This is a genomic window from Streptomyces sp. CA-179760, from assembly GCF_050937045.1.
Lineage (GTDB): Bacteria > Actinomycetota > Actinomycetes > Streptomycetales > Streptomycetaceae > Streptomyces.
Genome location: NZ_JBNJLZ010000001.1, coordinates 1,410,248 through 1,425,995 on the forward strand (window position 1 = coordinate 1,410,248; position 15,748 = coordinate 1,425,995).

Annotated in this window: 4 protein-coding genes and 5 pseudogenes; 1 reads left to right on the forward strand and 8 read right to left on the reverse strand. The window is 72.8% G+C overall.

Annotation, left to right across the window (positions count from 1 at the left end):
• Positions 1 to 126: 126 nt before the first annotated feature.
• Positions 127 to 3,035: pseudogene (locus tag ACQEV8_RS06135) on the forward strand (ATP-binding protein).
• A gap of 18 nt (positions 3,036 to 3,053) precedes the next feature.
• On the opposite strand, the gene ACQEV8_RS06140 reads toward ACQEV8_RS06135, so the two are convergent.
• The 8 genes and pseudogenes from ACQEV8_RS06140 to ACQEV8_RS06175 all read right to left on the reverse strand — a co-directional run bounded on the left by ACQEV8_RS06140 (position 3,054) and on the right by ACQEV8_RS06175 (position 15,671).
• Positions 3,054 to 4,535, reverse strand: a complete 1,482-nt coding sequence (locus ACQEV8_RS06140) for an MFS transporter (protein ID WP_432972470.1) — start codon at positions 4,533 to 4,535, stop codon at positions 3,054 to 3,056.
• A 313-nt stretch (positions 4,536 to 4,848) separates the two neighbouring features.
• Positions 4,849 to 6,248 (reverse strand): annotated as a pseudogene (locus tag ACQEV8_RS06145) (cytochrome P450).
• A 156-nt stretch (positions 6,249 to 6,404) separates the two neighbouring features.
• Positions 6,405 to 7,510 (reverse strand): annotated as a pseudogene (locus tag ACQEV8_RS06150) (NAD(P)/FAD-dependent oxidoreductase).
• A 168-nt stretch (positions 7,511 to 7,678) separates the two neighbouring features.
• A pseudogene (locus ACQEV8_RS06155) lies at positions 7,679 to 8,841 on the reverse strand (substrate-binding domain-containing protein).
• A gap of 83 nt (positions 8,842 to 8,924) precedes the next feature.
• Positions 8,925 to 9,998 carry an ABC transporter permease gene (locus ACQEV8_RS06160; RefSeq protein WP_432958027.1) on the reverse strand — a complete coding sequence of 358 codons (1,074 nt, stop codon included), beginning with the start codon at positions 9,996 to 9,998 and terminating at the stop codon, positions 8,925 to 8,927.
• Positions 9,995 to 11,560, reverse strand: coding sequence for a sugar ABC transporter ATP-binding protein (locus tag ACQEV8_RS06165; protein WP_432958029.1), 1,566 nt, complete (start codon positions 11,558 to 11,560; stop codon positions 9,995 to 9,997). Before ACQEV8_RS06165 ends, ACQEV8_RS06160 begins: the two co-directional genes overlap by 4 nt.
• A 104-nt stretch (positions 11,561 to 11,664) precedes the next feature.
• A pseudogene (locus ACQEV8_RS06170) lies at positions 11,665 to 14,712 on the reverse strand (SpoIIE family protein phosphatase).
• 299 nt (positions 14,713 to 15,011) lie between these two features.
• A complete protein-coding gene (locus tag ACQEV8_RS06175; protein ID WP_432958031.1) occupies positions 15,012 to 15,671 on the reverse strand; it encodes a hypothetical protein in 660 nt (219 codons plus the stop codon).
• Positions 15,672 to 15,748: the final 77 nt, after the last annotated feature.

Sequence of the window (15,748 nt, forward strand, 5' to 3'; positions counted from 1 at the left end):
CAAAGCGCTGCTGCGGGAAATTCACTCGCCCTGTCTACCTCCTGTTACGACCAGGCCAAACGACCTGTTTCTGGGCGTACGCTCGCCCCGTCCAGCGGGGAGCAACGACAGGAAGCGGTGGATCACATGGCCCATGGGCTGCGGCAACCGATCACCGAACACCGGCCTCTCCTCGAACGCGACGAGGAGCTCCGGGCCATCGACCGCGCACTGGCGGGGCTCCGGGACGCCGTCGACGGCGTGCCCCGGGTCCCGCGCGGTGGGCTGCTCGCCTTCACGGGTGAGGCCGGGCTGGGCAAGACGACCCTGATCGCGGCGGCGCGCGCCCGCGCCGCCGCACTGGGGTTCACGGTGTTCTCGGGCAAGGGCGGCGAGAACGAGCAGGGGCTGGCGTTCCGCGTCGTCCGCCAGGTCATGCAGCCCGTCCTGGCCCAGATGAGCGGGACTGAGCGCCGGGACTTCCTGGGCAGTTGGTACGACATCGTCGGTGCCGCGCTCGGTCTCGAGGCGACGGACACCGGCCGGATGCCGGACCCGACCGGAGTGCGCGACGGCCTCGACTGGGTCATGACGCGCCTGACGATGCTGAACGCGCCCGTCGTTCTGCTCCTGGACGACCTGCACTGGGCCGACACCGAATCCCTCGACTGGCTCGCCTCCTTCGCGCCCCGGGTCGCGGACCTCCCGCTCCTGGTCGTCGTCGGCTACCGTCCGCATGAACTCCCGCCCGACGCGACCTCTTTCCGTACGCTCGTCGAACGCCACGAGCAGCGCCCGCACGTCCTGTCTCCGCTCGGCGAGGCCGGCGTGGCGCGGATCATCAGGGAGGAAGTGGGCGAGGAAGCCGAGGACGAGTTCTGCGGCGAGTGCTGGACGGTCACCAACGGAAGCCCCTTCGAGGCCGTCGAACTGGCCATCAGGCTCCGCGAGCGGCGGCTGCGGGGGACCCAGGACGAGGTGCCCGTGATGCGGGACCTCGCCGCGGCGGTCAAGGGACCGGGCCTGATCGAGCGCCTCAAGCGCCTCGGCCCGGGCACGGTCCGCTTCGCGTGGGCCGGGGCCGTCCTGGGCGGTCCCTTCGAAGCGGAGGCCGCCGCGGATCTCGCCGTGGTCGGCAGCGCGGAGGCCGTGGAAGCGACCGAGAAGCTGCGCGCCTGCCGCATCCTCAGGGACGCCGACGAGGCGGTGGGCGCCCTGGAGTTCGTCCATCCGCTGATCGCCACGACGGTCTACCGCGACATCCCCTCGGGCCTGCGCGTCGGCATGCACGACGCGGCCGCCAACGCCGCACGGACGGTCGATTCCGATCCCACCGCCGCCGCCCGCCACCTGCTGGAGGTGCCCTGCGACGGGCGGCCCGAGACGGTCGCGTGCCTGCGCGCCGCCGCGGGTGAGTACCTCCGCGCCGGCGCCCCGGAGGCCGCCCGGCGCGTGCTGACCCGTGCGTTGCGGGAACCGCCGCCCGCCGAGGACCGCGCCACTCTGCTCCACGAGCTGGCCGGCTCGACCTTCCTGATCGATCCCACGGCCACGGTGAGCCATCTCCGGGAGGCGCTGAAGGAACCCGGAATCGACCCCGGCCTGCGCGCCTCCATGGTCTACCGGCTGACCCAGGCGCTGGCCCACACCGACCGGCTGACCGAGGCCGCGACCGTGGCCGACGACGAGGCGCGGCGCGCCACCAACCCGCGCGTCAAACTGCGCATGCAGGCGGATCACCTCGTGTGGAGCGCCTTTCGCGCCGATGAGTCCGACTCCCCGCCCGCTCGCGCCGGCTGGCGAAGCTGGCCGACAAGCTGACCGGCCGGGGCCTGGAGGAGCGCTACATCCTCGGTCTGCGGGCGTGGGACGCCCTCGTGCGCGGCGAGTCGCGGCGAAGCGCCCTCGGGTATGCCGAGGAGGCGCTGAGCGGAGGGATGAGCTGGACCGACGAGAACCGCGGCTTCGAGGTGCCCGCCGCGGTCGCCCTGCTGTTCATGTACTGCGACCAGCCGCGGCGGGCCGAGGACCTGTTCGCCGACGGAATGGCCGAGTGCGAGCACCGGGGGTGGCGTGGCTCCCATCTGGCGCAGGGCCAGACGCTGCTGGGCTACATCCGCTACCGCCGGGGCTGCCTGCCCGAGGCAGAGGAACTCGTCCGCGCCGGGCTGCACACCGCCGAGCGCGTCGAAGGAGCGGTGCCCGCCCAGTGGTTCGCCATCGGCATCCTCATCCAGATCCTGCTGGCCCGCGGGCGGACCACCGACGCGCGCCGGCTCGCCGACACCTACCACTACGGCGACGTGGTGCCCAACGCCGTCATCTTCCCCGACCCCCGCACGGTCTACGCCGAATTGCTCCTGGCGGAGGGCCGACTCTCCGAGGCGGCGCGTCTGTTGTCCAAGGTCGGGGACTGGCTGGAGGGGCGGGACTGGCACAACCCGTCGTGGTGCCCCTGGCAGCTGGGACTGGCCTCGGCACTCGCCCGCACCGCTCCCGACCAGGCGGTGCTGCACGCGCAGGACGCCACCAAGCGAGCCCGCGACTTCGGCGCGGCGTCCGCGATCGGCCAGGCGCTGCGGGTTCAGGCGGAGGTGACGGGCGGGCAGGCGGCACTCGAGCTGCACACGCAGGCCGTCGATCATCTGGAGCGGTCGCCCGCGGCGTACGAACTGGCCCGTGCCCTGGTGGGCCATGGCGCCGCGCTGGTCCGCAGCGGCCGGCTGCACGACGCCGCCGACCGGCTTTACCAGGGGCTGGAGGGAGCGGTGCACTGCGGTGCCGAGGGGCTGGCCGACCGGGCGAGGCGCGAACTCTCCGCCGCGGGACTGCGCCCGCTGCCCCTGCGCTACGCGCAGACGGACATGCTGACGGGCCCGGAACGCCGGGCCGCCGAGATGACGGCCCAGGGCCACCCGGCGCCGGTGGTAGCGAAGGACCTGCGGATCACCGAGCAGGGCGTACGGCAGCTGCTGTCCTCCGTGTACCGCAAGCTCGGCACGGACACGGCGGGCCTCGCCGACGCCCTGGAGAACTGCGCCCGGCCGGGGCGGTAACGGGCCCGGGGGCGGGCCTCACATCGGGCCGGGGCCCGCCCCGCCTTTGAGGCGTTCCAGGTCGGAGGGGCGGACCTGGATGACGATCAGGGCGATCAGCGCGGCGATGGCGGTGAAGATCGCCGCCATGATGAAGGCGGCCGAGACGCCGGCGGTGAGGATCTCGTCGGACCAGGGTTTGGGCAGTTGCCCGGTCTGTTCGAACCGCAGGCGCTCGGCCGGGGTCGCCTGCCGGAGGAAGTCCGGGATCTGCTTCTCCGCCTCGTTGGTGCTGGCCGTGCCGTACATCGTGACCAGGATGGACAGTCCGAGCGAGCCGCCGACCTGCTGGGTGGCGTTGAGGAGTCCGGATGCCGCGCCGGTCTCCGGTGTGGGCACGTTGGACAGCGCCATGAGGGTCAGTGACACGAACTCCATGCCCATGCCGAGGCTGAAGACGAGCATCGGGCCGAGGACACTGCCCGCGTAGGTGGAGTGCACATCGGTCAGGGTGAGCCAGGCGAGGCCCGCCGCTGCCAGGATCGCGCCCACCACCATGAACGGTTTGGGCCCGTAGACGGGCAGGAAACGCGAGGCCAGTCCGGCGCCGACGGCGATGACCGCGCTGACCGGCAGGAAGGCCAGCCCGGCCGCCAGCGGGCTGAAGCCCAGCACGTTCTGCACGAACAGCGTCAGGAAGAAGAACATGCCGAAGATCGCGGCGGCGAGGCACAGCATGATGCCGTAGGTGCCCGCCCTGTTGCGGTCGGCGAACATGTGCAGGGGCGTGATGGGCTGTCTGGAGCGTCGCTCGATCAGGATGAAGGCCGCCAGGACGATGACCGCCCCGGCGAACGAGGCGAGGGTGAGCGGGTCCCGCCAGCCGTCCTGCGCGGCTCTGATGAAGCCGTAGACGAGCAGCACCATGCCCGCGGTGGAGGTGAGCGCGCCGGTGATGTCGAAGCGCCCGGGGTGGCGTTCGGACTCCCTGATGTAGCGGGGCGTGGCCAGCACGATGAGCAGGCCGATGGGCACGTTCACGAACAGCACCCACCGCCAGTTCAGCCACTCCACGAGCATGCCGCCGGCGAGCAGGCCGATCGCGCCGCCGCCGGCCGACACCGCGGCGAAGACACCGAAGGCGCGGTTGCGTTCGGGTCCTTCGCGGAAGGTGGTGCTGATCAGGGCGAGGGACGTCGGGGAGGCGATGGCGCCGCCGACGCCCTGGAGGGCGCGGGCGCCGAGGAGTTGGCCGGCGTTCTGGGCGAACCCGCCGAGCAGGGAGGCCAGTACGAAGAGCAGCACTCCGAAGACGAAGACGCGCCGCCGGCCCAGGATGTCGCCGGCCCGGCCGCCGAGCAGCAGCAGGCCGCCGAAGGTGAGGGTGTAGGCGTTGACCACCCAGGACAGGCTGGTCGTGGAGAACTCCAGCGAGCTCTGGATGTGCGGCAGCGCGATGTTCACGATGGTGATGTCGAGGACCACCATCAGCTGGCAGGAGGCGATGACGAGCAGCGCCATCGCGTTACCGCCACCACCGGTGTCCTTGGTGGTGGTCGCCTGTGGTGAAGCCGGCTGCGGGCTGCTGCCTGCGGTGTCCACCGTTCGACGGTACGCCCGCCCCCTGGACCTCACCACTCGATCACCGTCAGCTCCTGCGGTTGCCCCCGCGGGCCCTCACGCGCTTCCCGGGATCTCTGACGAGCGTCCCAGGGCGAGGCGCCACGCGACACCACCGTTCGTCACGCGTGCGGCGTGAGACCGTCATCCCGCGACCGGGGGAAACGGCGATACGAGGTGGGCGTTCCGGCCGGTCGCCGGGCCGGCCGTGCGGTCAGCGGCCGCCGCGGATCAGACCGGTCAGATAGCGCCACAACGAGGAGCGCTGCCGGGCGGACGGATCCGGCAGGACCTCCTCCGCCACCCCCTTGCGGGGTCGTCCGCCGCCGGGCGCGCGGGCGCCGAGGCGAGTTCGTACCGCACGGGCAGCGAGCGCAGGCCCCGCATGAACGGGGAGGAACGCCAGGGCAGTTGGTCGGCCGGCAGCGCGAGGTCGAGGTGGTCGAACCGCTCGAACAGGCGGCCCACCCCGGCCGCCGCGACCGTCGAGGCGAGCTCCCGGGCCGGGCACTGGCGTGGGCCGGCTCCCCAGGACAGATGCGCCCGGGTGCTGATGGTGGTACCGGAGGCGACGTGGTCGGCGAAGAGCGGGTCGGCGTGCGCGGCACCCGGGGAGACCCAGACCGGGTCGCCGGCCCGGATCGTGTAGTTGCCGAGCGGGGTGTCCTGGGCCGCGAAGCGCGGGACGAAGTTCACCAGGGGTGGCTTGCGCATGACCACCCGGTTCATGCTCTCCCTGACCATCCCGGCGGACAGGCTGGCGCGCACGCTGCTCTCCCCCGAGATGACCTCGACGACGGTGTTGGAGATGAGGATGCCGACGTGGTCGGAGGTCATGCCGAGCAGCATGAACAGCTCGCGGGCCAGATGGTCGAGCGAGAGGTCCGGGTGCGCGGCCAGCAGGTACGAGGGGAAGTCGTCGCCCGGCTTCTGGAGCTTGCCCGCGGCCAGTTCCGCCAGGGTCGCGAGCAGGCGTTCCAGCGCGGCCTCGGCGTCCGGGCCGGCGTCGAGCACGCGCCACATGTCCATCAGCGCGTCGTCGCCCTGTGAGCCGGGGAAGCCGAGCAGATGGCTCGCCACCATCAGCGGGAGCGGCCGGGAGAACTGCGCGGACAGGTCCGCCACACCGGTCCTGCCGCCCTGCCCCACCAGGGTGATCAGCTCGTCGGCGTAGGCGGTGACGGCGGACTTCAGGCGCTTCGCCTGCGGGTGGCGCGGGTCCTGGAACGGCTTGAGGGCCACGTCCCACGCGGACCGCAGCGGCCGGTAGCCGGGGCCGCCCTGGATCAGGATGTGGTTGACCTCCAGGGACGGGCCGAGCGGCCAGTCGGCCGGCACCCTGCCCTCGGAGCGGGCCCGCCAGTTCTCCAGCCCCTTCGGGAAGCCGTCGTTGTCCTGGAGCACCTGGAGCGACTCGCGGTAGCCCAGGACCAGCCAGGCGGGCACGCCCAGGAGATCGACCGGCGCGACCGGGCCGTGCTCGTGCCGCAGTCGCTCGTAGACGAGCGAGGGACGTGTCTCGTAGTCCCGGGTCAGCAGCGGTTCGGGGCTCAACCCCTCCAGCCGCGTGTCGTCCAGGTCCACTGATCCGCCGTCACCCCACTGGGATTCCATCGTCTTGCCACCCCTCCGACACGCCCCGTACCGGCACCCCATCAGCCGGTAACCGGAAACGGTGGGGACCCTACCCCAGGGCGAACTCGTGGGTAACGACGGGGTGGGGTGACGTGGCGGGGTGACGGGAGCGGCCCGGCGGCGGGGCGGCGTGGATCAGGCGGCCGTGTAGCCGAGTTGACGGCGCATGTAGGGCGTCATGAGCGTTTTCGCCTTGGCCAGGGTGGTGGTGCGGCTGCCGAGGACGGCGGACTCGCCGCCGGGCACGGGCAGCACGGTCAGTCCGTCGGCCGGGCCGAACGGCACGATGAGCGGGGTGCGCTGGATCGGCCGGTAGAAGCGCGGCTCCTTGCGGTGCTTGCCGGAACTCTGCAGGTAGGCACGGATGTTGTGGGCGGCGATGTCCGCCTGGGCGAGGGCGGCGGGGGTGATCTTGAGCTCGCTGACGTCGTTCACGTCGCCGACGGCGAACACGTCGAGCTTTCCCTCGACGCGCAGCGTCCGGTCGACCTTGACGTGTCCGTCCCTGTTGAGCCAGTCGCCGAGTCCGGCCAGGCGGAGCCAGAGCGTGTTGGGGGTGGTGCCCGTCGCCCAGAAGGAGAGGTCGGCCTCGATGACGGCGCCGCGGGCGTCGCGGTAGGTGCCGAAGTCGTTGCCGGGGGACATGAAGGCGTCGAGCCGCACCTCGACGTCATGCGACTCCAGCCAGGCCAGGGCCTTGCGCCCCGGCCGGGTGCTGCCCGTGGAGTCCAGCAGCGCCGGCCCGGAGTGGGCGAGCGTGACCCGGGCGTCGGGGCGGGCGAGGCGGACCTCGGCGCTGAGTTCCACGCCCCGGGGCCGCCGCCGACGACGAGGACGTGTTCGGCCGCGGCGACGCTGCGCTGGTGTTCGGCGAACGACTTGGCCGCCTCCTCGGTGGTGGTACCGGTGAAGCGGGCCGGCTCGGGGTAGTCGGCGCCGGTGGCGATCACGACGACGTCGTAGGGCAGCCGCTCGCCGGTGGCGAGGACGACCTGCCGCTCGGCGGTGTCGATGCGGACGCACTTGCCCGCTACGACCCGGCCGTTGCCGAGCAGCCGGTCGTACGGGATGAAGGGGGTGTGGGTCCACTCGGGGCGGACACCGGCACGCAGGGAGGCGACTCGGTGGAAGAAGACCTCCTTGCGGTCCACCAGGGTGACCCGGGCGAGGCCGTCCAGCCGTTTCGCCAGCCGGACACCGGCGTAGCCGCCACCGATCACCACTACGTCGCCGTCGTACACACCGAGTCTCCTGTGCCTGGTGGGGGGTGCGAGTGCCGCCGCGGACGGGCCCCGCTCGGATCGACCCCCGGCGGCCACTCGACTGACGGTGAGATTAGCGTTTGAAAGTTAAAGGGATTCTGAGGTTCCGTGCATGTTCCGTGAAGGGATCGGCACCCTGAGCGCCCGTCACTTCCCCCAGATCTTCCGGTACGCCTCCTGGTAGCCCGACGGATCCCAGGTCGTGGCGCCCTCGCTGTTTCCGGCGGTGGCGATGTGGACGGGGGCCGTGTACCCGCTGGCCGGACGGTCCGCGAAGGCGCGGTTGAACTCGTCGACGATCTGCCAGCCCTGGAGGGTGAGCGGTTCGGGCACGGTGGCGGCCTGGTACTGCTCGCTGTCGATGCGCTGGAAGGCGGACGGGTCGCCGTCGCCCGCCCCGATGTTGAAGGGCGGGCCTGAACCCTTCTCCCCGGCCGCACGGAAGGCGGGGCGGCGTCGGCGAAGTACAGGTCGTTGATGGCGACGGAGTGGGTCCAGCGTTCCTGGAACCGGGAGAGCAGGGAGGAGATCTCCCGGGGGGTGCGGCTGCTCGCGTCGGGGATCGGGATGTTCTTGACCGAGAGCAGCTTCACACCCGAGCAGGCGGCGAGTTCCTTTCTGATCAGGTCGGACTTGTTCCTGGCGAAGGGGATCGAGGCGTCGGTGATGACCACGACCCCGGCGCGGCCGTCCGAGTCGGAGATGATCCACTGCGCGCTGATGCGGGCCACGTCCTGGACGCGGGTGGTGACGTTGGTGAAGAGGTCGGGCCGGCGGCTGGGGCCGGGCTCGGGGACCGCGTGCCAGCCGATGAGCGGGATGCCCTGCGCGTTGGCCCGCGCGGCCTGCTGTGCCGTGGAGTCGGGGTCGAAGCCGCCGATGACGATGCCCGCGGGCCTGAGGGCCACGGCCTCGCTCATGGCCGCCTGGATACCGGCCGGGGTGCCTCCGCCGTCGATCACCCGGACGTCCCAGCCGATGACCCGCGCGGCTTCCCGCACCCCCTTCGCCGCGCCCGCGACGCCGGGATTGGTCATGGTCTGGGCGACGTAGACGATCGTCCTGCCGGACACCGCCGCGGGGCCGCTCGTGGGACCGCCCCAGGGGGTGTCGGTCCGCTCCGCCCGGGTGACGGCGGCCTGGGCCCTGGCGTGGACGGTGGGGCAGCCGCTCGGGCCCGTGGCGGTCTCGTCCGCGCCGTCCGAGGAACCGCGTTCGCAGCCGACCAGGGCGGCCGCCGTCGCCAGCAGGGCGCAGGAGGCGAGCCGCGCGGTGCGGACCGCGGGGGCGTGCTTGTGGTTGCGGTGCACGGGAGCTCCTGTGAGGGGATCGACGCGGCGGGACCTGCCGGGAGTCGCGGGACGTACCGGTGGGGCACGGGTCGTGCCGGGCGTCAGGGGGGTGTTCCCGCCGTTCCGGCCTCGGGCGTCGGGGAGGACGGGGGCGGGGGCGGCGCAGCGGGCGAGTCGCGTGCCGCGGCCCCGCCGCGCAGCCTGCGCCGGGCGGCGTATCCGGCCAGGCCCACGGCGATGAGCAGGGTGCCGCCGTGGAAGAGCGGAACCGTCCAGAACTCGGCGCCCAGCTGGGCGATGCCGGTGAGGCCGACGGCGAGGACCGCCACGGCGACGACGGTGCCGAGGGCGTTGGGCCGGCCGGGTTTGATCGCCGTGGAGCCGAGGAGGGCGCCGACGAAGGCGGGCAGCAGATAGTCGAGGCCGACACTGGGGTTGCCGATCTGCTGCTGGGAGGCGAGCAGCACACCGGCGAAGCCGACGATCAGCCCCGAGGCGGCGAACGCGTAGACGGTGTACTTGCGGGTCGGGATGCCGACCAGGTCGGCCGCGCGCGGGTTCGACCCGACGACGTACAGGTACCGGCCGAGCGGCAGCCGTTCCAGCACCAGCCAGAGGACCCCCGCGAGGGCGAGGACGTAGAAGGCGGGGACCGGAAGGCCCAGGAACGAGGAGTCGTAGAGGTCGGTGAACGCGGGCGGGAGGCCCTGCGGGCCGGGGACGACCCGGCTGCCGTCGGTGATCCAGCCGGTCACGGCGTACAGCATGCTGCCGGTTCCCAGGGTGGCGATGAAGGAGTCGATGCGGCCGAACTCGACGATGACGCCGTTGAGGACGCCCACGACCAGGCCTCCGGCGATCACCGTGAGGCAGGCGAGCGGCCAGGGCCAGGACTCGTTGACGATGAGCTGCAGCACCATGACGTGGGCCAGGCCGATGCCGTAGCCGATGGAGAGGTCGAACGCGCCGGTGACGATGGGGACCATGGCGGCGAGCGCCATGACGGCGGGGATCGACTGGTTGGACAGGATCGAGTCGAGGGTGTCCAGCGTGGGGAAGGTGTTCGGCAGGGCGAGGGAGAAGACCAGGTAGAGCACGGCGGTGAGGGCGAGCAGGCCGTAGGCGCCGATGTGGTGCCCGCCTGGCCGGCGCGGTCTGGTCCGGGGGGTCGTCATGGGTTCGTCGCGGCGGTGGACGGGGGCATGGCCGAGGCGGCCCGGGTGAGCCCGGCGACGGTGAGCGCCCTGCCGCTCAGCTCGGCCGTCACCGACCCGCGGACGAAGACCAGGGTGCGCCGGCACACGCTCGCGACCTCCTCGAAGTCGGTGGACAGGAGCAGGACCGCCAGGCCTGCCTCCAAGGCCTCGTCGAGCAGGCGGTGGATCGCGGCCTTGGCGCCGATGTCCACGCTCGCGGTCGGCTCCTCGAGGATCAGCAGCCGCAGGTCCGTGCGCAGCCAGCGGCCGATCACGACCTTCTGCTGGTTGCCGCCGGAGAGCGTGGCGATGGGGGTCTCGCTGTCGCGGGGGCGCACGGAGAACCGGTCGATCAGAGCGGCGGCCGTGGCGCGTTCGCGGCGGGGACCGATCCAGCGCGGTCCCGGCACGCCTCCCGCGCGCGGGTTGGCCAGGAGGTTCTCCCGCACGCTCAGCTCGGCGAGGCAGCTCTCCCGGAGCCGGTCCCCCGGCACGAACCCCACACCGAGGGCGACGGCCTCGGCGACCGTACGGGGGTGGTACGACAGCCCGTGCAGCACGGCCCGCCCGCCCAGGACCGGCCGCGCCCCGGCGAGGGCCCGGCCCAGGTCCATGTGCCCGGCGTCCGAGAGCCCGACCAGCCCGAGCACCTCCCCGCGCGCGAGTTCCAGACTGACGGGTCCGGCCAGGGGGGTGCGTACGGAGTCGAGGGTCAGGACGGGGGGTGCGCTTGCCGCCGGGGGCGTGGGTGGGTGAGCAGGAGCGGTGCGGACGGCAAGGGGGTCCTCCTCGCCGACGATGTCCTGGACCAGGCGGGCCGGGCTGTGGCCCCTCAAGCTGCCGTGGCTGACGAGGCGACCGTCGCGGAGGACGGCGAAGGTGTCGGCGACCTGGTAGACCTCGTCGAGGCGGTGGCTGACGTAGAGGACGGCGTGGCCGCGGTCGCGCAGGTCGTGCAGGACGTGGAAGAGCCGGGCGCTGTCCGTGGCGGGCAGGCGGGCGGTGGGCTCGTCGAGGACGATGAGCTTCGCGCGTGCCGCCAGGGCCCTGGCGATGGCGACCAGCGAGCGGTCGGCCGGTGCGAGACCGGAGACCGGGGCGTCGGGGTCGAGGTGGGCGACGACGCGCAGGGCGTCGACGCAGCGCTCCCGGGTGCGGCGCCAGGAGATCAGCCCGGTCCGGCGCCCGTACCCGGCGGTCAGGGCGATGTTCTCGGCTGCCGTCATCCACTCCACGAGACCGAGGTCCTGGTGGATGAAGGACATGCCGCGGGAGGCGGCGGGACTGCCGAGCGGCTGCCCGTCCACCGTGATCTGCCCCGCGTCGGCGTGATGGACTCCGGCGAGCACCTTGATCAGCGTCGACTTTCCGGCCCCGTTGGGCCCGAGGAAGGCGAGCACGCTGCCCGCGTGCACATCGAGGTCGACTCCGGCCAGCGCGACGGTCCCGCCGAACCGCTTGCTGAGCCCGCGGATACGGACCAAGGGCTCCGGTCCGAAGGGCGAAGCCGCCTTCGCCGGTGTGTCGGGAGCGTCGCGCACTCGATCAAATTACAGCATTTCGGGCATTTTGCCGGACGTTAGGGCTCCGACCGGGCGCTGGGGCTCCGACGGAGCGCTGCGGCTCCAGCCGGGCCGCGTACGCGTCACGCGGCGTCGAGCCCGCATTCGGCCCAGATGACCTTGCCCTCCGGGAGGTAGCGCGTGCCCCAGCTCTGCGAGAGTTGCGCGACGAGGAACAGCCCGCGTCCGCCCTCGTCGGTACTGGCCGCCCGGCGCAGATGCGGAGCGGTGTTGCTGGCGTCGGAGACCTCGCAGATCAGGGCGTGGCCGTACAGCAGCCGTACCCGGATGGGCGCGGCGCCGTGCCGGATGGCGTTGGTGATCAGCTCGCTGAGGATCAGCTCCGCGGCGAACGCGGTCTCCTCGAGCCCCCACTCGGTCAGCCGCCGCATGGCGTCCGCGCGGACCTCGCCGACGAGTGCCGGGTCGGCGGGCAGCTCCCAGGTGGCGATCCGGTCGGCGTCCAGGGCGTGGACGCGGGCCACGAGCAGGGCGATGTCGTCGTGCGGGTGCGCGGGCGCCACGGTGTCCAGGACCGCCTGGCAGGTGTCCTCGGGCGCGCGCTCCGGGTGGGCCAGGGCCGCACGCAACTGCTCCAGGACCACGTCGACGTCGCGGTTGCGGTCCTCGATGAGGCCGTCGGTGTAGAGGACCAGCTGACTGCCCGCGGGGAGGTCGACCTCGACGGAGTCGAAGGGCAGGCCCCCGAGGCCGAGCGGGGGCCCGGCCGGGAGGTCGGGGTAGGTCACGGTGCCGTCGGGGTGGACGAGCGCGGGCGGCGGGTGCCCGGCGCGGGCCATCAGGCACCGCTGCGAGGCCGGGTCGTAGACGGCGTAGAGGCAGGTGGCGCCGATGACGCCGGCGCCCTTGCCGTCGGGGTCCTCACGGTCCAGGCGCCCCACGAGGTTGTCGAGGTGGACGAGGACCTCGTCCGGGGGAAGTCGAGCTCGGCGAAGCTGCGCGCGGCGGTGCGCAGCCGGCCCATGGTGGCCGCGGAGAGCATGCCGTGGCCGACGACGTCGCCGACGAGGAGCCCGACGCGGGCACCGGAGAGGGGGATGACGTCGTACCAGTCCCCGCCCACGTCGGACTCGGCCGGCAGATAGCGGTGGGCGACCTCGACGGCGTCCTGGTCGGGCAGACCGTGCGGGAGCAGCCGGCGCTGCAGGGCCAGGACCATGGTGCGTTCATGGGTGTAGCGCCGGGCGTTGTCGATGGACAGGGCGGCCCGGGTGGCGAGCTCCTGGGCCAGCGAACAGTCGTCATCGTCGAAGGAGCCCCCGGCGCGGTAGAAGCTGGCGATGCCCAGGAGGACACCGCGGGCGAGCAGGGGCACCGCGATGAGCGAGTGGACGTGGGACAGCAGGCGTGCGGTGTGCTCGGGGTCCTGGGCGAGCCAGCCCGCAGCGGCCTTCAGATCCGGTTCCAGCACCGCCTCGCCGCTGTTCAGACAGCGCAGCTGGGGTGAGGTCGGACCGAAGTCGATGCGCTTGCCCGGCGGGGTGAAGGGCAGGCCCTCGCGTACGCCGTACAGCACCGTGCGGCGCAGGTCGGCGAGGGGATCGGCGGACTCCTCGCCGCGCAGGACGGCGTCGGGCAGGTCGATGGTGACGTAGTCGGCCAGTCGCGGGACCGCCGTCTCGGCCAGTTCCTCTGCTGTGCGGCGCACGTCCAGGGTGGTGCCGATGCGGGCGCTGGCCTCGGACAGCAGCTCCAGCCGCCGGCGCGCGGCCAGGGCGTAGGCCCCGACGTGCGGCTCCCCCAGCATCACGAGCCCTCGGGCCGGGAAGGGTGCCTCGGTGCGATCGTCCCCACCGTCGCGGCCTCCGTTGTCCCCACCGTCGCGGCCTCCGTCGGCCTCGGCGTCGCGACGCACGTCGGCCGCGACGGCGTCGCCCGGCCCGGTCGCGGCGGTCCCGCTGGGGCCGTCGGAGCCCCGTTCGCCGTTGGCCGCGACGGAGTCGCCCGGCCCGTCGGCGACGGTCTCGCCAAGCCCGGCGGCACTCCGATCGCCGTCGTCCGTGACGCCCCCGCCGGGCTTCCCTGCCCCCCGGCCGCCGTCGGCCGAGAGGACCGGGCCGGGTCCGGCGGGGCGCCCGGACGGGAGGGTGAGCGAGGGCCGGGCGGCCATGGGGGCGCCCGGGACGGCGGGAAGGGCCGGCAGTCCGTCGGCCCGTGGCGGGAGGAGGAGGGAGCCGCTCACCGAGAGGTCGTGCGGCACCGCCTCGATGGCGACGCCCCGCACCCCGGACGCACTCGTCATCGGGCGGCTCACGAGCGTCACCCGCCGGCCGTCGGGAAGGGTCACATCGACGGCGGCTCGCTGTGCACGGGAGATCAGCTCGGCCGCCTTCTCCCGCAGGACCGCCTGGTCACGAGGGTGGAACTCGTGCACCGGCGCACCCGCCGCGGGGCCGCCGCGCAGGCCGACGGCCCCGGCCCCCGGCGCGGTCGCCAGATACGCCCGCAGCAGCGCACGCTCGTGCGCGGAACTCTGCCCAGCAGCCGCCGCTCGATGGCCTCGGCCGCCCGGCGGATCGCCTCGGCCAGCGCGGGGCGGTCGAAACCGCGCGGATAGCCGAAACACAGGACGCCCTCGATGCGACCGCTGAGCGGATCACGGACGGGAAGCGCGACGCAGGCGCTCTGCTGGGCGCGTTCCGCGAAGTGCTCGGCGCCGTGGACGCGGATGAGCTGCCGCTCCGCGAGGGCCAGACCGATGCCGTTCGTGCCGGCGACCCGCTCGGCGAACACGAACCCGGGGACCCGCTGGATCGCCGGCAGGTTCCTGGCCATCGCCGGATCCCCGAAGCGGCGCAGCAGGACCGTCCCGTTCGCGTCCGCGACCGAGATGTTGACCTTGCTGCCGGAGAAGGCGGACTGCAGCCGGTCGAGCACGGGAACGGCCGCGCGGACGATACGGCCCCCGGGTCGAAGTCGTCCCGGTAGGGGAGGTCGGACTCGTCCGGCGACAGGCCCAGGGTCCGGCAGCGCTGCCACGAGTCCAGGATGGACGTCCGTACGCCCGCCTCGACGGACTCGCCCTGGAGAAACCGCTCGCGAGGACGGGCGGGCCCCGTGCCGTCAGTCGCACGCCCCGCCGGCTTGGGTTCCTCGCCGGACCGAACCACGCTTCGCCTCACCTGCGCCTGCGGTGAATCCGCTCATCGGAAAGAATCGTGCATTGATGAGGATACGGGCATTGCGGTCATGAGTCACGATTCGCTTGACCCGTCAGGGCAGCCGCCCTGAGCCCAGGAAGCTCGAGCGCGGTCCTCTCGGTTCGTTGCCGGGGCCATGGGCTCCACAAGGGCCCGCCACCGGATGAGGGGGCGGCCAGCCGGCTGCGGAGTAATCCCCCCTGGCCTCAACGGCGTTGCCCCCCACCACGCGATCAGAGTGGGGCCGGTCTCATGTGCGCGGCCGACGGTCAGGCCGGAGCGATGAGCACGCCGGGAAGGTCACCGGCCTTCACGGCGTCCTGGTCGATGGCCACACCCGTATAAGCGCCCACGGCGGTGAACACCAGCTCGGGCAGGTGCTCCCCATGCTCCTCGAAGTACGCGACGACCTCGGCCTCGCTGGCCTCAGCCATCGACGGGAACACCGCGCCCGCGGCACTGAGGGCGGCATCGAGGGTGGAGCCCTGCCCGGTACCGGTGCCGAATTCAGCCCGGTACGCGCAGGCATCGGGCGCATGGATGATCAGGGCCGGGGGGCTGAAACGGCTGGCGGTCAGGCAGAGGACCTCTTCACCCTCGCGGGGAAGCATCGACTCGGCCTTGCCTTGGCAGCCGGTCGCCCAGGTCGCCATCCCCCAGTCCTCGAGCACGTACGTCCACTCACCGCACATGCCGTACATGGCGCGGTTGAGGCGGGGGGAGGCCTGGCCCGGCTGCCCGGCCGGTGCGCGCACCTCGCTGCACGGGGTGCGCGCGGCCAGCTCGTCGAAATCGGCGCCCAGGCTGATGAGGAACTCGTCCGTCTCCACGCCTCGGGCCAAGGTCAGCGAGATGTCGCCGAGCATGCCGGGCACGGCCGATGAAGGGGTGTGGTGGTGTGCGCCCATCCACGCGATGCCGTCACTCATGCCGGTCAAACTATCGACCTGGCGCCTGCCCGTCCTGCATTCGCCTTCCGATGACGTATGCGCACCAAGCCGGTGGA